The sequence below is a fragment of the Ideonella dechloratans genome (assembly GCF_021049305.1).
Classification (GTDB): domain Bacteria; phylum Pseudomonadota; class Gammaproteobacteria; order Burkholderiales; family Burkholderiaceae_C; genus Ideonella; species Ideonella dechloratans.
This window is the reverse complement of record NZ_CP088081.1, coordinates 1,541,696-1,561,434: the sequence shown is the minus strand read 5'-3', so window position 1 is coordinate 1,561,434 and position 19,739 is coordinate 1,541,696. Positions and strand designations below refer to the sequence as shown.

Annotated in this window: 17 protein-coding genes; 7 read left to right on the top strand and 10 right to left on the bottom strand. The window is 71.6% G+C overall.

All coding sequences use genetic code 11. The features are described 5' to 3' along the window. Position 1: 1 nt before the first annotated feature. The gene (locus tag LRM40_RS07295; RefSeq protein WP_231067778.1) at positions 2 to 733 is read right to left on the bottom strand and encodes a DUF3348 family protein; all 732 of its coding nucleotides are present in this window, start codon (positions 731 to 733) and stop codon (positions 2 to 4) included. 171 nt (positions 734 to 904) lie between these two features. On the opposite strand from LRM40_RS07295, the gene LRM40_RS07290 reads away from it, so the two are divergent. From LRM40_RS07290 to LRM40_RS07280, 3 genes are read left to right on the top strand one after another with little or no spacing between them, the layout of a single operon-like run. After that, the gene (locus LRM40_RS07290) at positions 905 to 2,185 is read left to right on the top strand and encodes an MFS transporter (RefSeq protein ID WP_151124062.1); all 1,281 of its coding nucleotides are present in this window, start codon (positions 905 to 907) and stop codon (positions 2,183 to 2,185) included. A 32-nt stretch (positions 2,186 to 2,217) separates the two neighbouring features. Continuing rightward, on the top strand, positions 2,218 to 2,547 hold the full coding sequence (locus LRM40_RS07285) for a high-potential iron-sulfur protein (protein WP_151124061.1): 330 nt from the start codon (positions 2,218 to 2,220) through the stop codon (positions 2,545 to 2,547). Between the two features lie 34 nt (positions 2,548 to 2,581). Continuing rightward, a complete protein-coding gene (locus tag LRM40_RS07280) occupies positions 2,582 to 3,316 on the top strand; it encodes a sulfite exporter TauE/SafE family protein (protein ID WP_151124060.1) in 735 nt (244 codons plus the stop codon). Between the two features lie 10 nt (positions 3,317 to 3,326). Here LRM40_RS07280 and LRM40_RS07275 read toward each other — a convergent pair whose 3' ends face one another. From LRM40_RS07275 to aroQ, 8 genes are all read right to left on the bottom strand, one after another. Beyond that, a complete protein-coding gene (locus LRM40_RS07275; RefSeq protein WP_151124059.1) occupies positions 3,327 to 5,351 on the bottom strand; it encodes a sensor domain-containing diguanylate cyclase in 2,025 nt (674 codons plus the stop codon). Between the two features lie 173 nt (positions 5,352 to 5,524). Continuing rightward, entirely contained in the window at positions 5,525 to 6,079 is a 555-nt protein-coding gene (locus LRM40_RS07270) for a response regulator (RefSeq protein ID WP_151124058.1), read from the bottom strand. A gap of 38 nt (positions 6,080 to 6,117) precedes the next feature. Beyond that, positions 6,118 to 6,975 carry an HDOD domain-containing protein gene (locus LRM40_RS07265; protein WP_151124057.1) on the bottom strand — a complete coding sequence of 286 codons (858 nt, stop codon included), beginning with the start codon at positions 6,973 to 6,975 and terminating at the stop codon, positions 6,118 to 6,120. After that, a complete protein-coding gene (locus LRM40_RS07260; protein WP_151124056.1) occupies positions 6,972 to 7,151 on the bottom strand; it encodes a hypothetical protein in 180 nt (59 codons plus the stop codon). Before LRM40_RS07260 ends, LRM40_RS07265 begins: the two co-directional genes overlap by 4 nt. Next, the gene (locus LRM40_RS07255; protein WP_231067777.1) at positions 7,138 to 10,068 is read right to left on the bottom strand and encodes an EAL domain-containing protein; all 2,931 of its coding nucleotides are present in this window, start codon (positions 10,066 to 10,068) and stop codon (positions 7,138 to 7,140) included. The genes LRM40_RS07260 and LRM40_RS07255 overlap by 14 nt, the downstream gene beginning before the upstream one ends. 20 nt (positions 10,069 to 10,088) lie before the next feature. Continuing rightward, the gene (locus tag LRM40_RS07250; RefSeq protein WP_151124054.1) at positions 10,089 to 12,266 is read right to left on the bottom strand and encodes a PAS domain S-box protein; all 2,178 of its coding nucleotides are present in this window, start codon (positions 12,264 to 12,266) and stop codon (positions 10,089 to 10,091) included. Further along, positions 12,259 to 13,689, bottom strand: coding sequence for a response regulator c-di-GMP phosphodiesterase, NosR family (gene nosR / locus LRM40_RS07245; protein ID WP_151124053.1), 1,431 nt, complete (start codon positions 13,687 to 13,689; stop codon positions 12,259 to 12,261). Before nosR ends, LRM40_RS07250 begins: the two co-directional genes overlap by 8 nt. Positions 13,690 to 13,791: 102 nt before the next feature. Then, a complete protein-coding gene (gene aroQ, locus LRM40_RS07240; RefSeq protein WP_151124052.1) occupies positions 13,792 to 14,247 on the bottom strand; it encodes a type II 3-dehydroquinate dehydratase in 456 nt (151 codons plus the stop codon). A gap of 193 nt (positions 14,248 to 14,440) precedes the next feature. Here aroQ and LRM40_RS07235 point away from each other — a divergent pair, with 193 nt between their 5' ends. From LRM40_RS07235 to LRM40_RS07220, 4 genes are read left to right on the top strand one after another with little or no spacing between them, the layout of a single operon-like run. Next, a complete protein-coding gene (locus LRM40_RS07235) occupies positions 14,441 to 15,775 on the top strand; it encodes a glutamine synthetase family protein (protein WP_151124051.1) in 1,335 nt (444 codons plus the stop codon). Positions 15,776 to 15,802: 27 nt separating this feature from the next. Next, on the top strand, positions 15,803 to 17,179 hold the full coding sequence (locus LRM40_RS07230; protein ID WP_151124050.1) for an aspartate aminotransferase family protein: 1,377 nt from the start codon (positions 15,803 to 15,805) through the stop codon (positions 17,177 to 17,179). A gap of 36 nt (positions 17,180 to 17,215) precedes the next feature. Beyond that, positions 17,216 to 17,911 carry a GntR family transcriptional regulator gene (locus tag LRM40_RS07225; RefSeq protein WP_151124049.1) on the top strand — a complete coding sequence of 232 codons (696 nt, stop codon included), beginning with the start codon at positions 17,216 to 17,218 and terminating at the stop codon, positions 17,909 to 17,911. Between the two features lie 13 nt (positions 17,912 to 17,924). Further along, positions 17,925 to 18,860 (top strand): glutaminase, encoded by a 936-nt coding sequence (locus LRM40_RS07220; RefSeq protein ID WP_151124048.1) that lies wholly within the window; start codon positions 17,925 to 17,927, stop codon positions 18,858 to 18,860. A 19-nt stretch (positions 18,861 to 18,879) separates the two neighbouring features. Here the strand turns inward: LRM40_RS07220 and folE2 are convergent, their stop codons facing one another. Beyond that, a complete protein-coding gene (folE2, locus tag LRM40_RS07215; RefSeq protein ID WP_151124047.1) occupies positions 18,880 to 19,680 on the bottom strand; it encodes a GTP cyclohydrolase FolE2 in 801 nt (266 codons plus the stop codon). Positions 19,681 to 19,739 lie beyond the last annotated feature (59 nt).

The window sequence follows — 19,739 nt, the reverse complement described above, 5'->3', positions numbered from 1 at the left end:
ATCAGTGCGTGGCGGCCTGGCGCAAGGCGTCCAGCAGGCCCTCCACGGGGTGCAGGCGGAAGTCCAGTTCGGCTTCCAGCAGCTGTTGCAGCTCGCGCTGGAAGCGCGGGTTCAGGTCCTCGGTGCCCTCGGCCTGCAGGCGCTCGTAGCGCTGGGCCAGCAGGCCGGGCAGCTGGGCCAGCAGGGCCCGCTCGCGGCCGCCCACCACGTCCTCCATCACCACGTCCAGCGTGGCCAGGTGGGCCAGCGCGGGCGAGGCCGCGGCCACCGCGTCGCGCACGCGCTGGCGCAGCGCACCGATGGCGTTGTCCATGGCCTTGTGCACGGCCAGGCAGCGCTGGCGGTGGGGAGCGAAACCCTCGTCGCCCAGCTGCTCGGCCGCCAGGCGGGCCTGCACGCGGGGCGACACCGCCACCCGCGCCGCCGGGCGGCTGCGGGCGCCGGCCGGCTCGCCGCGGATGTGGCCCAGCAGCTGCGCACGCACCCGGGCCAGCTCCCGCGTTTCCACCGCCAGGCGCTCGGCGGCCGTCAGCAGGCCGGCCGGCACGGGCTCGGCCGGGCCGCCCAGGGCGCCGGACAGGGCGATGGCGTCCGTCCAGCTGAACCACTGGGCCAGGCGCTGGCCGAAGGCCTCCGGGGCCGTCGCAGGCGCGGCCAGCCCCCAGGCGGCCAGCAGGCGCAGGAAATCCGAGCCGGCCAGGGCGCTGGTGGCGGTGATGGCAGAGGAGGACACGGGGCGCGCAGAACGCGCCGTCGGGGAGTTCACGGGTGCGGACGGAAAAAACCCCTGATTTTACGGGGCCGCGCGGACGGGAGCCGGCGGCGCCCCAGGGGAACTGGGGAAGGACCCGAGCCCGGCCGCCGGCTACCATCCGCGGCTTCACAGCTGTCCCCCGCAAGCACCATGGCCTCCCACTCCGCCGCCCCGCACGCCAGCCCTTCGGCCCCGCCGTGGATCTTCATGGTGCTGATCGTGCCCTTCGGGCTGGTGGGCGGTTTTCTGGGCGTGGCCCTGGCCTACGAACTGAAGCAGGCGGGCATCTCGGCCGCCGCCATCGCTGGCCTGATCGCCCTGAGCTACGTGCCCAACACCTGGAAGTTCCTGTGGGCACCGCTGGTCGACCTGAGCTGGACGCGGCGCCACTGGTACCTGGCCTCCACCCTGGTGACCGGCCTGGGCATGGTGAGCATGGCCTGGTTCTCGCGCGATGCGCTGCACTGGGGCGCGCTGACGGTGGTGATGCTGATCACCAATGTCACCAGCACCGTCTCCGGCATGGCGGTGGACAGCCTGATGGCCCACAGCACCGCCGACGAGGAAAAGGGGCGCGCTGCCGGCTGGTTCCAGGCCGGCAACCTGGGCGGCGGGGCGCTGGGTGGCGGCCTGGCCCTGTGGCTGGTGCAGGACTGGCAGGTCTCGGTGCTGGCCTCGGGCTGGGTGATGGCCGCGCTGTGCGTGCTGAGCTGCGTGCCGCTGCTGTTTCTGCCGGAGCCGGCCAAGACGCCGCATGAATCGCGCGCGGCCCACGCCAGCGTGCTGGCCCGTTTCAAGGGCGTGCTCTGGGGGCTGTGGGGCGACCTGTGGTCGGTCATCGCCTCGCGCTCGGGCCTGCTGGCCCTGATCGTCTGCTTCCTGCCCATCGGCAGCGGCGCGGTGTCCAACCTCTGGTCGGTGATGGCGGGCGACTGGCATGCCAGCGCCAACACGGTGGCCTTGGTCAACGGCGGCCTGGGCGGGCTGGCCTCGGCCGCGGGCTGCCTGCTGGGCGGCTGGGTCTGCGACCGGCTGGAGCGCAAGACGGCCTACTGCCTGTTCGGCCTGCTGCAGGTGGTGCTGGCGGTGGTGATGGCCCTGGCGCCCAAGAGCGAGACGAGCTTCATCGTGCTGGCCAGCGCCTACAACGTGGCGGTGGGCATGGCCTACGCCGGCTTCTCGGCCCTGGTGCTGGAGGTCATCGGCCGTGGTGCCGCCGCCACCAAGTACAACATCATGGCCTCGCTGTCGAACGTGCCCATCGGCTACGTGACCTGGATCGACGGCCAGGCCTATGACCGCTGGGGCATGGCCACCATGCTGAATGTCGAAGCAGGCATCGGGGTCTTGGGGCTGCTGGTCTTCGCCGGGGCGCTGCTTGTCGTACGCTCGCGCAGCCACGCCAAGGCCCTGGGTGCGACCGCAGCCTGACGGCCGGTGCGCCCCACCCCACCAGGACGGACATGCCCCACCACCCCACCCGCCGCACCTTGTTGCGCGCTCTGCCTGCGGTCTGCCTGCCTGCGGTCGGCCTGTCGCCACTGGGCGCCCAGGCGCAATCGCTGCCGCTGCTGCAGGAAGACAACCCGACCGCCCGGCAACTGGGCTATGTGGCCGACGCGCTGCGGGTGGACCGCCAGCGCTTCACCCAGTACGCCCCCGGCCAGACCTGCCGCAACTGCGAGCTGTACGGCGGTGAGGCCGCCGACAGCCAGGGCGGCTGCCAGCTGTTCTACGGGGTCGAGGTGAAGGCCGCGGGCTGGTGCTCGGCCTGGAAGCCCAAGGCCCCCTGATCTCCCCTTTCCCCCTCTCTCTGCGGAATTCCCGATGCTGTGGATCGTCCTGGTGGCCGGCCTGTGGGCCGGCCTGCAAAACGCCCTGGCGGGCGGTGGCTCCTTCGTCACCCTGCCGGCCCTGATGCTCACCGGCATGTCGCCGCTGGCGGCCAACATCACCTCCACCGTCGCCCTGTTCCCCGGGCAGGTCAGCTCCGGCCTGGCCGGGCGCAAGATGGTCAGCGGCTGCGGCCCCCTGCCCTTCAAGGCCCTGTTCATCCTGAGTCTGGTGGGCGGTGCGCTGGGCGGCCTGCTGCTGCTGAACACGCCCTCCTCGATCTTCGCCCGGCTGGTGCCTTGGCTGGTGCTGTTCGCCACCACGGTGTTCGCCTGGGGCAGTTTCTTCCGCAAGCCCGGGGCCGACGGGGCCCATCTGGGCCCGGTGGGCGCGGGCGTGGCGCAGTTCCTGATCGCGATCTATGGCGGCTACTTCGGCGGCGGCATCGGCTTTCTGATGCTGGCAGCACTGACCATGGCCGGCATGGCCACCCGCAATGCCGGCGCCACCAAGAACGCGCTGGCCGGCGTGATGAACGCCTCGGCGGTGGCGCTGTTCGTGCTGTCGCCCCAGGTGCACTGGCTGCAGGCCCTGGTGCTGGGCGCGGGTGCGATGGTGGGCGGCCTGGCCGGGGCCTGGGCCCTGCACCGCGTCAACGAGCGGCTGCTGCGCATGGCCATCGTGGCCCTGGGCGTGGCCCTGACGATCGGGCTGTTCCTGAAGGCCTGAAGAAGCCCGCTCAGCCCGGCAGGGCTTCGTCCAGCGCCTCGGCGCTGCTGCACCGCACCGCCGCCCGGCCTGAGCGCTTGGCCTCGTAGCAGGCTTGGTCCGCTGCGTGGTTCCAGCGCTGGGCGCTGCCCATGCGCTCGTCCCACATGGCCAGGCCGATGCTGGCGCCGACCTGCAGCACGCGCCCGTTCCAGGGCACGCGCGCGGCCTGCACCCGTTCCAGCAGCTTCTGCGCCAGCCGCTGGGCCCACTGGGGCGGGCAGCCTTCCAGCAGCACCGCGAATTCGTCGCCTCCCAGCCGCCCCACCGCGTCGCTGGCCCGCACGCCCTCGCTCAGGGCCGCGGCCACCGCCTGCAGCATGGCGTCGCCGGCGGGGTGGCCCTCGCTGTCGTTGATGGGCTTGAAATGGTCCAGGTCGATGATGAGCAGGGCCGTGGGGCGACGCTGCCGGCCCTCGACAAAGCGCGCCATGCGCTCCTCGAAGCCCCGGCGGTTGAGCAGGCCGGTCAGCGCATCGTGGGTGGCGGACCATTCCAGCTGATGGCGCGACTGCACCTGGGTCGTGATGTCGCTGAGGGTCCAGACCATGCCGGCCTCGGGCTCGCCCGGCCGCACCTCGCTGGCGTGCAGCTGGCCCCAGAAGCTGCTGCCCTGCAGGCGCAGGAAGCGGTGCTCGCCCACATAGGCCTGGCCGGTGCGCAGCGCGCCCTGGATGGCGCCCAGCACCCGGTCGGCCTCGCCGGCATCGGCCAGCAGCACGCGGGCGGGCAGGCCGCTCAGCGCCCGTGGCTCGTAGCCCAGCAGGCGGGCCATCTCGGCGTTGACCAGGCTCAGCCGGTCGCCCCGCAGGAAGGCCAGGCCCAGCGGGGCGGCCGCCATCACGCTCTCCAGCCGCTCCAGCAGCTGCCGGTTCTCGTTGTCCTTGTCCGCCAGCGCCAGGGCCACGCTGTGCAGGGTGGCGCTGAGCGCACCGATCTCGCCACGCGCGATCGGCCAGCCCTCGTCAGCAGCCTGTGCGCCATCGAGCAGAGCCACCACGCGCCGCTCCAGCTTGGCCAGCGGACTGAGCTGCCAGCCCAGGTAGAGCAACAGCACCAGCGACAGGCCCGCCCAGGTGCCCAGCGCCCAGCGCAGCGAGCGCTCGCGCAGCACGTCCAGCGGGGCCACCATCACGGCACGGGAATAGGCTCGCCAGACCACCCAGTCCGGCCCCGGAACACCCGCGGCCACCACGATCTGGTCGCCGTCGAGCCAGACCACGCCGGCAGGCTCCACCGGGCTGCCCTGGGCCCGCCACCGGCGCATGGCCTCGGACAAGCACTGCGCGGAGGCCGCAGGCGACACGCCCGGTGCCGCCTCGCCCTCCACCAGGCGGCGCCCCTGGCCATCGGTGACCGCCAGCAGCTGGGAAATCGCCCCCTCGCCGAAGTCGGGGCCGGCCTCGACCACATCGCCCATCAGCCCGGTGCGACCCAGCCGCAGCACGCCCCCGAGGACGGCCTGCACATGGCCCGCGCGGAGCACCGGCTCGGTGAAGACCGCGAGCGCACCCGCGGTGGCGGCCCCGGGCCGGCCCGGCGAGATGCCGTCGCTCTGCAGCAACCAGATCAGGGGGCGGGCTTCCTGGACCGTGGTGAGGAAGCCGGCCTGCCGGGCCAGGGCCCCCGGCGGGATGCCGAGTGGCGGATCGTCATTGGGCGAGGGGAAGACCCGCCCCTGCGGGTCGGCCACGAAGATGTCGTCGAACATCACGGCCAGGCCGGGATGGGCGTCGCTGGAGGCGTCCCAGCGCGCGGGATCGCGCACCGTCTGCGCGGCGGCCTGCAGACTTTGCTGCCGCTCGATCAGCCGCCGCGACAGGGCGGCCGCCCCGTGCACCGCGTCCTGCAGCACGACCTGCCGCACCCGGGCTTCGGTCTCCCGCTCGGCGTCGCGGATCAGCAGGCCCGAGATCATGGCTGTGGCCAGCACGCCGACCAGCAGCGACCCGAGGGTGAGCCGCAGCAGCAGCGAGCCGCGCCAGCGCGCAGGCATCCACCCACGCCACCGGGAGGTGACGTGCGCGGCGGATGGTGGGGAAATGGCGCGCATGAAGGGGGGGGCGAGGGTTCAATGCACCCGCTTCGGATGCTGTTCGTCATATCGGCCGGCGGGGCCGGAAACTTGACAGGCAGACGCGACACCCCCCCCCCCCCGCAGCCCCCAGGTCAGCGCGGGGCGGACAGGTCGGCATCCAGGGCCGGCATCAGCACCGCACCGTCATCGGCCCATTCCACATGGGTCAGGCCGGGCTCCTCCTGCTCCAACCGCAGTCGCTCCAACTCCTGGGGCGTGAGCTGGCCCTGCCCGGCCTGCCAGGCCGTGGCCTGCGCCTGCTGGGTCGCCCGCCGCTGGAATTCGGCCAAGGCCGTGCGCACCTGGCTGCGCAGCATCTCGGGCTCCCAGGGCTTGGTGAGGTAGCGGAAGACGCCGGCTTCGTTGAGGGCCCGCTGCGCGGTGCCGAAGTCCGCCACGCCGGTCAGCAGCATGGCCACCGCCAGCGGCTGCCAGCGCGCGGCCTCGCCCAGCAGGGCCAGGCCGTCCATGCCGGGCATGCGCAGGTCGGCCACGATCACGTCATGGGTCCGGGCCCGCACATGGGCCAGGGCTTCCTCCGCGCCCAACGCCAGATCCAGGTGCAGGTCGGGGCACAGGCCGCGCAGGGTGCGCTGCAGGGCCTTGAGCTGGGAAGGTTCGTCGTCCACCAGCAGCAGTCGGGGCATGGTCGTCTCCAGGGTCACTCAGGCATCAGGGTGCCGCATCACAGGGTCAGGGCACGGCACATGTCGTCCACGCCCCGCTCCACCCCGGCCAGCAGGGCCAGGGCCGCAGCGTCGCTCAGGTCCAGCCGCAGCCAGAGGGCCGGATCCAGTGGCGGCACGACCTCCAGCGGGTCCTCGGCCAGGTCCAGTGCATGGGCCACGGCGTTGGCCACCTCGATCAACTCGGCGAGACTGCGTGCGGCCGGATCGGCAGCAGCGGTGGGCTGATGGTGGTGTTCAACGGCCTGCGCCACTTCGGCCGGGAAGCGCCAGTGGCGCACCAGCACCGCGCCGATCTCGGCATGGCTCAGCCCCAGGGTCGCCCGCTCGGCCTCGACATCCGACACATCGGCGCTGCGGGCCAGGGCCAGGGCCTGGGCGCCTTCGGCCGGGAAGTGCGCGGCCAGCACCAGCTTGCCGATGTCGTGCAGCAGCCCCGCCACGAAACCTTCGTCGGGGTCCAGCCGCAGGCGCGGCGCCAGCAGGCGGGCCGCCAGTGCGGTGGCCATGCTGTGTCGCCAGTAGCTGCGAAAGCTGAAGCCGCTGCAGCGCAGGGTGTCCAGGCCGTGGGTGAAGGAGACGGCCAGCAGCACGCCGGAGACGGCCCGCAGGCCCAGCAGGGTGACGGCATCGCCGATGCGGCCGACCCGCCCTGACATGCCGTAGAAGGCCGAGTTGGCCACCCGCAGCGTGCGGGCGGCCAGGGACTGGTCCTGTTCGATCAGGTGGACGCTGCGCTCCACGGAGACATCGTCCCGCTGCAGGGCCTGCATGACCTCGCGCACGGCCTGCGGCAGGGCCGGCAAAGCGTCGACGCAGGACTGGACCTTGTCCAGCGAGATGGCGGCGGTGCTCATGGCTGACCGGCCTCCTGCCGGTACTTGCGCAGCAAGGGGTAGAGCGGGTGGAGCCGCCCCTCGCACAGGCTGTGGCGGAACAGGTGGGCCAGGCGGTCCTCACCCGGAGGGTGCACGGGCCCGGCCGCAGCGGGCGGGCCGGGCACCGGTGCAGGCGGCGCGTCAGGCGGATTCATGGCAGAGGTCCTCGGAAATGGGAAGGCAGATCAGCACGTCGCCCCGCCAGGCCCCGGACTCGGCGCCCAACCGATGGCGCCAGACGCGGCAAGCCTGGCCCTGGATCTCGCAGTGCTCCTGGCTGCCGGCCGAAGCCAGACCCGGCATGCCGGCGCGGGCAGGCACGCCCAGCGCCAGCGTCTCGGGCGGGAACAGCCGGTGGGCCTGGGCGTTGGCATAGACCAGCAGCCCGTCGGGATCGACGCCGATGACCGCCAGCGGCAGGCTGTCCAGGATCTCCCGCACGCCCCCCACGCTGGCCTGCAGCAGCAGGGCCTGCTCGCGCTGGCGGTCCAGCGCGGCGCTGAGCTGGCTGTTCACATGGGCCATCAAGGCGTTGGTGGTCTCGACCTCGGTGCTCAGCCGCCGGTTCTCGTCGGCCATGCCCTTGCGCCGGAAGGCCTCGGCCACATGGGCCCGCAGGCGGTCGTCGTCCCAGGGCTTGGTCAGGAACTTGTAGATGGCGCCTTCGTTGACGGCATCGATGATGGACTGCAGATCGGTGAAGCCCGACAGGGTCATGCGCACGGTGTCCGGGTACAGGGCCGCGGCACGGTGCAGCAGCTCCACCCCCGTCATGCCGGGCATGCGCTGGTCGCTCAGGATCACGTCCACCGGGTGCTCGGCCAGGCGGCGCAGGGCCTCTTCGCCGTTGCGGGCGGTCAGGATCTCGTAGCCGTCGCGGCGCAGCAGGCGCCTGAGCGCGGACAGGATGTTGTCCTCGTCGTCCACCAGCAGCAGGGTGCGGCGGCCGTCGTCGCGGGAGAGATGCCGCGCGGCCAGGCGCCAGCCGGTGGCCAGGCGTTCGGCGAGGGCCTCGGCGGCCACGGGGGGGCTGAACCAGTAGCCCTGGATCAGGTCGCAGCCCTTGGACCGCAGCAGGTTGAGTTGCTCCTCGTTCTCCACGCCCTCGGCCAGCACCTGCATGCCCAGCCCGTGGGCCATGGTCAGGATGGCCCGGGTCAGGGCCATGCTCTCGGGTGCGCTGTCCAGGTCGCTCACGAAGCTGCGGTCGAGCTTGACCACATCGATGGGCAGGCTGCGCAGGCAGGCCAGGCTGGAGTAGCCCGTGCCGAAGTCGTCCAGCGCCACCTCGACGCCCAGGGCTCGCAACTCGCTGAGCGCCTGACCGGCCCGGGCCGGGTCGTCCATCACCGCGCTCTCGGTCAGCTCGATGCCCAGGCCCCGCGGGTCCATGCCGGTGTCCAGCAGCACGCGCTGCACGGCCAGGGCCAGATCACCCCGGCGCAGCTGGTGGGGTGACACGTTCACCGCCACCCGCGGGGCCTGAAGGCCGGCGGCCCGCCAGGTCACCCATTGGCGGCAGGCGGTGTCCAGCACCCATTGGCCCAGCGCGCCGATCAGACCGCTGCGCTCGGCCACGCCGATGAATTCGGTGGGTGGCACCTCGCCCCATTGCGGCGAGTGCCAGCGCGCCAGGGCCTCCAGACCGACGATGGCCCCGCTGCTCAGCGACACCTGGGGCTGGTAGACCAGGCGCAGTTCCTGGCGCTCCAGGGCATGGCGCAGCGCGCTGGCCATCTGCATCTCGCGCAGCGCATGGGCATGGGCCTCCGCGCGGGCGAAGGCCACGCCGCCGGCCTCGTCGGCCAGTGCGCAGGCCTTCTCCGCCGCCTCCAGCAGGGTGGCACCGTCCTGGCCATCGCCGGGGAACATGGCCAGCCCGATGCGGCAGCGGGGCAGGACCTCGGCCGCATCGATCAGCATGGGGGCTTGCAGCCACTTGCGCAGCTGGTGCGCCTGCTCCAGAGCGGCCTCGGGTTGGACCTCGGGCGCCGCCCGGCCCATCAGGGCCAGGCCCTGGCCGCTGACCCGCGCCACCAGCTCCTGCTCTTGCGCCTGCTGTTGCAGCCGCTGGGCCAGCGTGCGCAGCACGGTCTGGGCGGCCTCGTGGCCCAGGGTGACACGCAACTCCTGCAGCTGGGGCAGTTCCACCACCGTCAGCACAAAGCCGCTGCGGTCCCATCGGGCGATCTGCATGCGCGCGGCCAGCTGCTGGATGAAGTGGGCCCGGTTGGGCAGACCGGTGAGCACGTCGTACTGGGCCAGGGTCTGCACCTTCTGCTCGGCCTCGTGCTGGCGGGTGATGTCCTGCACCAGCCCGATGCCTTGCGGGGTGTCGCCCGGCGTCTGCGTGTGCAGCACGCCGCGGTGCACCACTTGCAACCATTGGCCCTCGGCGCCCAGGGCCCGGTGCTGGAGCTGGAAGGGCTGGTCGGGTCGGGCCTCGCGCCAGGCCTGCATCACCCGGATGCGATCTTCCGGGGCCACCCAGGCCCAGGCCTCGTCCGGGTCGGCGGCGCCGGCATCGGCCAGGGTGCCCACCAGCTGACGCAGCCCGGCCGAGGGCCGCAGGCGGCCCTCGGGCCAGGCCAGCACGTAGGACCCCGAGCGGGACAGCTGCTCGCTGTGGTCCAGCAGCTCTGCGTTCCACTGCGCCTGGCGCAGGGCCTGGCGGGTCTCGCTGACATCGAACAGGGTCACCAGATCGGCCGGCTGCCCGTCCACCACGACAGGCTGGCCACAGAGACGCACATCGAATCGGCTGCCGTCCCGGCGCAGGCCCTGCACCTCCCAGAACTGGCCCGACTGGCCTCCCAGGCGCCGACGCAACTGCTCGGCGATGCGCGGCCGGTCCTCGGGCGCCACCCAGTCGGAGAGCTGGTGGCCCTCCAGCGGGCTGCCGTCCCAGCCCAGCAGACGGCGGGCGGCCGGATTGGCGTAGCGCACGCCCTGGGCCTGCGCCAGCACCAGCGCGACCTCGGAGTGCTCCAGCACCGCGGCGAACCACGGGAGCGAGGCGCCTTCGGGCACCACCAGGGCGCTCACGTCCACGGCCGCGGTCGCCGGCGGCACGAGGGGCTGCTGCGGTGCCGTCATGGCGCCCCCAGCGAGGCCTGGGCCTGGCGGTCCACCCAGGGCCGTTCAGGCGGGGTGCCAGCGGTACCGTCCGGCCCCGGCCCGGCCACCGGCACCCAGACCCGGAAGGTGCTGCCCTGGCCCGGCACGGAATGGACCTGGATCAGCCCGCCGTGCTTCTGCACGATGGAGAAGGACAGCGACAGGCCCAGACCGGTGCCGCTGCCCACCGGCTTGGTGGTGAAGAAGGGCTCGAAGATGCGCCGCTGCACCTCGGCGCTCATGCCGCAGCCGGTGTCGCCGACCTCGATCCAGACCCAGCCGTCCTGAGGGCCGCTGGCCAGCGTGATGACGCCGTGCCCCTGGATGGCGTGGGACGCGTTGACGATCAGGTTCATGAAGACCTGGTTGAGCTGGGCCGCCAGGCAGCGCACCAGCGGCAGGGGTTCGAGCAGCTTGCGCACCTCGGCCTTGTATTTCACTTCGTGACGCACCACGTTGAGCGTGGATTCGAGACCGGCGTTGAGGTCGGCGTCCTGCCATTCGGACTGGTCCAGCCGCGAGAAGTCCTTGAGGTCCTGCACGATCTTCTTGACCCGGGCCAGGCCGTCCTCGCTCTCGCTCATGAGGGCGGGCAGGTCCTCGCGCAGATAGTCGATCTCGGCCGCGTCGCGGGCCTGCGCCACCGCGGCCTGGGCCTCGGCGCCGGGCCGGGTCTGGGCGTTTTCGTAGGCACCCACCAGCTCGAGCAGCTGCCCCACATAGCCCTTGAGGGTGTGCAGGTTGGAACTGACGAAGCCGATCGGGTTGTTGATCTCGTGGGCCACGCCGGCGGCCAGCTGGCCGATGGAGGCCATCTTCTCGGACTGCAGCAGCTGGTTCTGTGCCTCCTCGAGCTTGCTCAGCGTGGCCTTGAGCTGCTCGTTGTGGGTGCGCAGCTCGTCCTGGGCCCGGCGGACCTCGGTGTGGTCCTCCACCAGCCACCAGGCGCCGCTTTCGATGTGGTCCACGTCGGCGGGGTAGGCGATCAGCTGCACCCACATCAGGCGGCCGTCGCGGTGGCGCAGCCACATCTCCTGTCGCCAGGCCTGGCCGGTCAGCAGCACCGGGGTGGAGCGCTGGCGCAACCACTCGAATTCCTCGCGGGTGCGGAAGAGCTCGGCCGTGTCCTGCGGCGGCCGATCGTCCGCCCAGCCCAGGATCTCGGCCATCTTGCGGTTGTGGTGCTCGATGCGCGCCCCCCGCGTGCGGGCCACGCCCACCGGCGCATTGGCCATGAAGGCCTCGAGCTGGTGCAGGGTGCCGCGCAGTTCGGCCGAGCGTTCCTGCACCCGCAGTTCCAGCTCGTTGCGGTGCTGGCGCAGGGCCTCCTCGGCCTGGCGCCGCTCGGTCACGTCCAGCAGGGTCTCGATGGCGCCGATGATGCGACCGGCGGTGTCGCGCAACGGGACAGCGGTGAAATGCACCCAGCGGCCTTCGGGCCCGAGCTGCGGGAAGAACTGCTCGACCTCCCAGGCGCCGTCCCCGCCCTCGATCTGGCGCGCATCGCCATCGGCATAAGTGCTGCGCAGCAGATCCTCGGGCGCCTCATCGACGATCAGGTCCGCCAGCAGGGCGCGGGGCGAGGTCCAGAAGCCCCGCCAGGCGCCTTCGGCGCCCCGCATCTCCATGGCCGAGACCCCGGTCAAACGTTCGCAAGCGCGGTTCCAGTGGGTCACCCGGTGATCCACGCCGATCACGAAGGTGGGGATGGGGCCTCCTTCGATGATCTGGTGCAGCATCTGGCTGAGCTGCTGCAGGCTGTCCTGGACGAACTGCATGTCGCTCAGGTCCTGGCAGGTGACGACCAGCGTGTGCCGCCCCTCGATGGCACAGGCCCGCGAGGTCCACTCCACCCGGCGGCGCACGCCCTGGCGGGATTCGAGGGTGTAGGCCTGGGCCGGCGGCTCCTGCGCGTCCGGGGACAGGCAGGCCTGGAGGTGTTCGTGCAGGGCGTCGCGGTCCTCGGCGATCACCAGCGACATGACGTCCAGGGTGCGGGCTTCTTCCTGGGGGCAGCCCAGCAGCCGCAGCATGGACGGGTTGGCGTGCAGCACGGCGCCGCCGCGGTGCAGCAGCACCGGCACGGCCACCACGTCGTAGGCCGACAGGGCGGCCCCGGTGGGATGCGCGAGATGGCCGCTGCCGTCAGGCATGGCGCAGCTCCGGGGACGCGGTGGCGGTGGTGGCGGTTGCGGGGGTGGCCGCGGCTGACCTCGGCGGTGTCAGGCGGGGTGCCGCATCCCCCGGCACACGGCGCACATGCAGGGTCAGGCGCACGCCCTCGCTGGACACGAACTCGCGGATCTGGCGGATCACGCGTTCCTCGAACACATAGCCGGCCGCCAGCAGCAGGGCGCCCTTGGCCGACAGCAGGTCACGGGCCAGCACCATGCCCGGCCGCAGCTGGATGGCCTCGATGCACTCGTCCTCGCGCTCCTGCGGATCGGGCTCGGCCAGCACCGCCTCCAGGGCCTCGACCACCCGGGGGTCGTAATGGGTGCCCACGCCGCCGCGGATGGTCTGCAGCGCCTGCTGGCGCGAATGGGCCTGCGCCGACATGGCCCCGTGGACCAGGTCGTCGTAATCGCTGACCGCAGCGACGATGCGCGCGCCCAGCACGATGTCCTCGCCCTCCAGGCCGTCCGGAAAGCCCTTGCCGTCCATCCGCTCGTGGTGCTGACGCACGATGCGCCCCACGCCGTGCAGCCTGGCCAGGGGCATCAGCGCGGCCTCGCCGTCCTTGGGATGCCGGCGGTAGCGGATCTGGTCCTCGGGCACCAGCAGGGACAGCGGCTTGCCCAGCATGCGGTCCGGAAAGCCGATGCTGCCGATGTCGTGCAGCAGCGCGCCCAGGTACACCTCCTGCAGGGCCCGCTCATCCAGCCCGAGGTGCGGCCCCATGCGCTTGACCAGGGCCGCCACCCGCCGGGCGTGGCCGGCCACGGCGCCTTCGCGCATCTCCAGCAGGCCCGAGAACACGGTGACGGCCACCATGAAGTTCTCGTTGAGCTCCTCGTAGGCCTTCTCGAGCATGTCGTTGATCTGCTCGATCTCGGCCGTGCGGGCCTTGACCCGCTGCTCCAGGCCCTGGTTGAGCTCGGCCAGCGCCTGGTTCTGCGCCTGTACCTGGGCCAGCAACTGCTGGTTCTCCAGCTCCAGCTGGCGCCGACGCAGGGCCTCCTGCACGGTCAACAGCAGGTCGGGGTCGTTCCAGGGCTTGGCGATGTAGCGGTGGATCTCGCCCTGGTTGATGGCCGCGATGGTGGAGCCGATGTCCGCATAGCCGGTGAGCAGCAGGCGCACGGCCTGCGGATGGCGCTGGCGCACCTCGGCCAGGAACTGGGCCCCGTCCATCTCGGGCATGCGCATGTCCGACAGCACCAGATCGACCGGCTGCTGGGCCAGCACCTGCAAGCCCTCGGCGCCGCTGGAAGCCAGCAGCACGGTGTAGCCCTGCCCGCGGAAGAGGCGACGCAGGGCGTTGAGCACGCCCGATTCATCGTCCACCAGCAGCAGGGTGGCGCCCTCGAAGGGGGCGCGGGACACCAGGGTGGAAGCGGTCGGGTCGCTCGTCATCTCGGGAAGCCAGTCGAAGCACGGTGCTGGATGACGCCGGAACGTCAACCTTTCCTGACACTTCGTCGCAGGCTTCCCCGAATGAATCGGGGTAAACCCGACTCAGCGTGACGCAGTCGAGGCCTGGGCCAGCCGCCGCGCCAGAAAGCGCAAGGCGGCGCTGTAGCCCTCGGTGCCCAGGCCGGCGATCACCCCCTCGGCGATGCCCGAGATGAAGGAATGGTGGCGGAATTCCTCGCGCCGGTGCACGTTGCTGATGTGCACCTCCACCACCGGCAGAGCCACGCCGGCAAAGGCGTCGCGCAGGGCCACGCTGGTGTGGGTCAGGCCGCCCGGGTTGACGATGAAGGCCCGGGTGCCGTCCAGCCGGGCGGCGTGGATGCGGTCGATCAGCGCGCCCTCGTGGTTGCTCTGGAAGCACTGCAGGGCCAGGCCCAGGGCCTGCGCCTCCTGCGCCAGCCGGGCCTCCACATCGGCCAGCGTCTCGGCCCCGTAGATCTGGGGCTCGCGGGTGCCGAGCAGGTTCAGGTTGGGGCCGTTGAGCACGAGGATGGACATGGCGGCGAAGCGGAGTGAGGGGAACAGACCCGATTGTCACCTGCCCGCCGGGCAGCAGGGACAGGCCCGCCGCCGATCCGGTTTCAGATCACATGATCGAACCATTCCGGCATATATGGCCTCAGTGTCTTCACTTGTGATCACAAATTACCAATCCTGCTAGGATGCGCTCATCGCGACTCCCGCCCCGCCCATGGCCTCCCTGCTCGACAGCTTCCTCGCCCAGCACCGCATCCACGAGGTGGAGTGCGTGATCCCCGACATGACCGGCATCGCCCGCGGCAAGATCCTGCCGCGCGACCTGTTCCAGGCCGCCGGCGAGATGCGCCTGCCCAAGAGCGTGCTTCTCAACACCGTCAACGGCCAGCAGCCGGACAACGGCCCCTTCGTCGGCGACACCGACCCGGACATGGTCTGCGTGCCCGACGCCGCCACCGTGCGCCTGGTGCCCTGGGCGGCGGAGCCGGTGGCGGTGGTCATCCACGACTGCCAGGAATGGGACGGCTCGCCGGTGGCGCTGTCGCCGCGCGGCGTGCTGCGTCGGGTGTTGAAGCTCTATGAAGAGCGCGGCTGGAAGCCCATCGTCGCGCCGGAGATGGAGTTCTACCTGGTGGCCCGCCAGCAGAACCCGCACGAGCCGCTGCAGCCGCCGCTGGGCCGCACCGGCAAGCCCGAGGCCGGACGGCAGAGCTACTCGATCGACGCGGTCAACGACTTCGACCCCTTCTTCATGGAGCTCTCCAACTTCTGCGAGCTGCACCAGCTGGGCGTCGAGACCCTGATCCACGAAGCCGGCCCGGGCCAGATGGAGATCAACTTCAGCCACGGCGAACCGCTGGAGCTGGCCGACCGGGTCTTCCTGTTCAAGCGCACGGTGCGCGAGACGGCGCTGCGCCACAACATCTTCGCCACCTTCATGGCCAAGCCGATGGAGGCCGAGCCCGGCAGTGCGATGCACATCCACCAGAGCATCCACGACGACCAGGAGCGCAACATCTTCAGCCAGCCCGATGGCAGCGCCAGCCCGCTGTTCGCCCACTACATCGCCGGGCTGCAGACCTACATCCCCCAACTGATGCCCATGTTCGCGCCCTATGTGAACTCGTACCGGCGGCTGGCGCCCTTCATGTCGGCGCCCATCAATGTGCGCTGGGGCTACGACAACCGCACCTGCGGCATCCGGGTGCCCAAGTCCGGCCCGGCCGCGCGCCGGGTGGAGAACCGCGTTCCCGGCGTGGACGTGAACCCCTACCTGGCCATGGCCGCCACCCTGGCCTGCGGCTACCTGGGCATGGAGCAGCGTCTGACGCCTTCGGAGCCCACCACCGACAGCGCCTGGAACGTGGCCCACGAACTGCCCCGGCACCTGGAAGACGCGATCGAGCGCATGCGCGCCTGCGCCCCCATGCGCGAGGTGCTGGGCGACAGCTTCGTCGACGCCTTCTGCGCCGTGAAGGAGTTGGAGTACGCCACCTACAACCGGGTCATCAGCTCCTGGGAGCGCGAGCACCTGCTGCTGCTGGTCTGAGGCCGAGACATCCCGATGCCCACCGACATGAACACTGCCCCCACTCTGCGCGCCGGCCTGGACCCGGCCCGCCTGACCGCCCTGCAGCAGCGCGAGCGCGCCGCCTACGCCGCCGCCCACCCGCGCAGCCAGGCCCTGGCCCAGCGCGCCGCCCGGCACCTGATGTTCGGCGTGCCGCTGCACTGGATGAACGACTGGTCCACCCCCTTCCCCCTGCATGTGGCCAGCGCCCGGGGCGCGCGGCTGCAGGACGTGGACGGCCACGCCTACACCGACTTCTGCCTGGGCGACACCGGCGCCATGTTCGGCCACAGCCCGGCGCCGGTGGCCGCAGCGCTGGCGCGTCAGGCGGCCCAGGGCATCACCGCCATGCTGCCCGGCGAGGACGCGGTGTGGGTGGGCGAGGAACTGGCCCGGCGCTTCGGCCTGCCCATCTGGCAGTTCGCGCTCAGCGCCTCGGACGCCAACCGCTTCGCCATCCGCTGGGCGCGGGCACTGACCGGCCGCGACCAGGTGCTGATCTTCAACGGCTGCTACCACGGCACCGTGGATGACGTGTTCGTCGACCTGGTAGACGGCCAGCCCCGCACCCGCGACAGCCTGTTGGGCCAGGTGGTGGACATCACCCGCACCACCCGCAGCGTCGAGTTCAACGACCTGGCCGCGCTGGAGGCCGCGCTGGCCGACGGCCAGGTGGCCTGCCTGCTGGCCGAGCCGGCCATGACCAACATCGGCATGGTGCTGCCCGAGCCCGGCTTCTGGGAGGCGGCCCAGGCCCTGTGCCGGCGCCACGGCACGTTGCTGCTGATCGACGAGACCCACACCATCAGCACCGGCCCTGGCGGCTACACCCGGGCCCACGGCCTGCAGCCGGACCTGCTGGTGCTGGGCAAGCCGGTGGCTGGCGGCGTGCCCTGCGCGGTCTACGGCTTCTCGGCCGAGGCGGCCCGCCGGGCCGAGCAGGCCAAGCGCAACGCCCCGCCGGGCCACAGCGGCATCGGCACCACGCTGACGGCCAATCTGCTGGCCCTGGCCGCGATGCGCGCCAACCTGGCCGAGGTGATGACCGAAGCCGCCTACGCCCGCATGGCCACCCTGGCCGAGCGCCTGGCCGACGGACTGCGCGACGTCATCGCTCGCCATGGCCTGCCCTGGTGCGTGACCCAGGTGGGCGCCCGCACCGAATTCCAGTTCACGCCCACCCCGCCGCGCAACGGCAGCCAGGCCGATGCCATCCTGGACCCGGCCCTGGAGCAGATCGTGCATCTGTACCTGCTCAACCGCGGCCTGCTGATCACGCCCTTCCACAACATGATGCTGGTCTGCCCCGACACCACGGCGGCGGATGTGGACCGCCTGGTGGCCAGCTTCGACGCCTTCGTCGGCGAGACCCGGCCGGGCTGAGGCCTACACTGCGCGTCCCCGCCCTGCCCCGCTGACATGCCCACCGCCGCCGACACCGACACCCCCGCCCCGCCGGCGGCCGCCACCCACCAGGACGCGATCTACGCCACGCTGCGGCAGTGGGTGACCGTGGGCCGCTTCCTGCCCGGCGAGCGGTTGAAGATCCGCACCGTGGCGGCCGACATGGGCGTGGGCCAGATGCCGGTGCGGGCGGCGCTGCAGCGCCTGGCCGCCGAGGGCGCGGTGGTCAATGTGCCCAATGCCGGGGTGGCGGTGCCCCGGCTGTCGGGGCCCGAATTCGACGACCTGCTGCAGATGCGCATGCTGCTGGAAGGCGAGGCCGCCGAGCGCGGCGCGCTGCGACTGGACGCCGAGGGACAGGCCCGGCTGCAGGCCCTGAGCCAGCGCATGGCCCAGGCCCTGGCGCGTGGTGACGGCGACGACTACCTGGCCGCCAACGAGGACTTCCATGTGCTGCTGTACAAGGCCGCCGGCTCGCCCACGCTGTTTGGTCTGATCGACACGCTGTGGCTCAAGGCCGGCCCCATCTCCAACCGGCTGTTCGACACGCCCGAGGCCAGCGCGGTGCTCAACGACGCGCACGAGGACCTGGTGAAGGCGCTGGCGCGCGGCGACAGCGCCGGGGCGCGGCGCGCGGTGGAGAAGGACATCTTCGTGGCCGGGCAGTTCCTGCGCCGCAGCCTGGCCGCGGCCGGCAAGGCGCGACGCTAGACTGCGGCGCACCATGAGCCAGAGCATCCCCGACCACGATTACCCGACCGTCCTCGACCAGATCCGCACCGAGATCCAGCCCCTGCTGGGCCAGGGCCGCGTGGCCAGCTACATCCCGGAGCTGGCCAAGGTGCGGGGCGACCAGTTCGGCATGGCCGTGGTCACATTGAACGGTCAGGTCAGCGCCTGCGGCGACGCCCGGGTGCCCTTTTCCATCCAGTCGGTCTCCAAGCTGTTCGCGCTGACCCTGGCCTACCAGTGCGTGGGCGATGCACTGTGGCAGCGGGTGGGCCGGGAGCCTTCGGGCAACCCCTTCAACTCGCTGGTGCAGCTCGAATCCGAGCAGGGCAAGCCGCGCAACCCCTTCATCAACGCCGGCGCGCTGGTGGTGACGGATGTGCTGTGCACCCGCTTCGTCAACCCGGAAACGGCGCTGGTGGAGTTCGTGCGGCGGCTGTCGGGCAACGCCACGCTGCAGTACGACGACCGGGTGGCCCGCAGCGAGATGGCCACGGCCGAGCGCAACCGCGCCATGGGCCACTTCATGCGCAGCTTCGGCAACCTGCACAACCCGGTGGACGAGGTGATCGCGGCCTACTGCCGGCACTGCGCCATCCGCATGGACGCGGTGGACCTGGCGCGGGCGGTGGCCTTCCTGGCCCACGGCGGGGTGAACCCCTGGAACGGTGAGCGGGTGGTCAGCGCCAGCACCGCCAAGCGGCTCTCGGCCCTGATGCTGACCTGCGGCACCTACGACGCGGCGGGGGACTTTGCCTTCCGCGTGGGCATTCCGGCCAAGAGCGGCGTGGGCGGCGGCATCGTCGGCCACATCCCGGGCCAGCTGGGGGTGTGCGTCTGGTCACCCGAGCTGGAGCCTTCGGGCAACTCGCTGGCCGGCAGCTACGCGCTGGAGCGCTTCACCACCCTGACGGGGCAGTCGCTGTTCTGACCCCGGGGGCCAGGCGGGTTCAGCGCTCGATGCGCGCCCAGGCCGAGTGGTTGTGGATGGACTCGAAGTTCTCGACATCCACCCGGTAGTGGCCGATGCGGGCATCGGCGTTCAGGCGCAGGGCCACGTCACGCACCAGGTCCTCGACGAACTTGGGGTTCTCGTAGGCGCGCTCGGTCACCCACTTCTCGTCGGCCCGCTTGAGCATGGGCCAGATCTCGCTGGAGGCCGACTCCTCGGCAAAGCGCACCAGCTCCTGCCACTCGATGGCACCGGCCACCGGGTCTTTCAGCTCGACGCGGATGGTCACCAGCGAGCGCTGGTTGTGCGCGCCGTAGTCGGAGATCTCCTTCGAGCAGGGGCACAGGCTCTTGACCGGCACGCCCACCTCGGCCCAGATGGCTGTGCGGCCGTCCTTGCGTTCGGCGATGAAGGCCCCGGCGTAGTCCAGCAGACTCTGCAGGCCCGAGACCGGCGCCTTCTTGCGGATGAAGAAGGAGAAACGGGCCTCGATGCGGCCATCCGTCGCCCCGAGCTTGTCCAGCATCACGTCCAGTTGACGGGCCAGGCCGGCCGCGTCCAGCGGCTCGCTCTGGGCGTCCAGCCAGGCCACGAAGCGGGACATGTGGGTGCCCTTCTTCTCGGCCGGCAGGGCCACGTCCAGGTTCCACAGCGCCGCGGTGGACTGTACCGCTCCCGCCACCCGCAGATTCAGCGGATAGCGCACATCCTTCACCCCCACGCGCTGGATCGCGAGGTGGCGCTCGTCGCGCTCGCTCTGGGTGTCGGGGATGTGCAGGGCGTCGGTCAGGGTATTCATGGGAACGGCAGGGGATTCAGGCTGTCAATGTGACAGCGAACCGGCAACCCCGCTGGCGC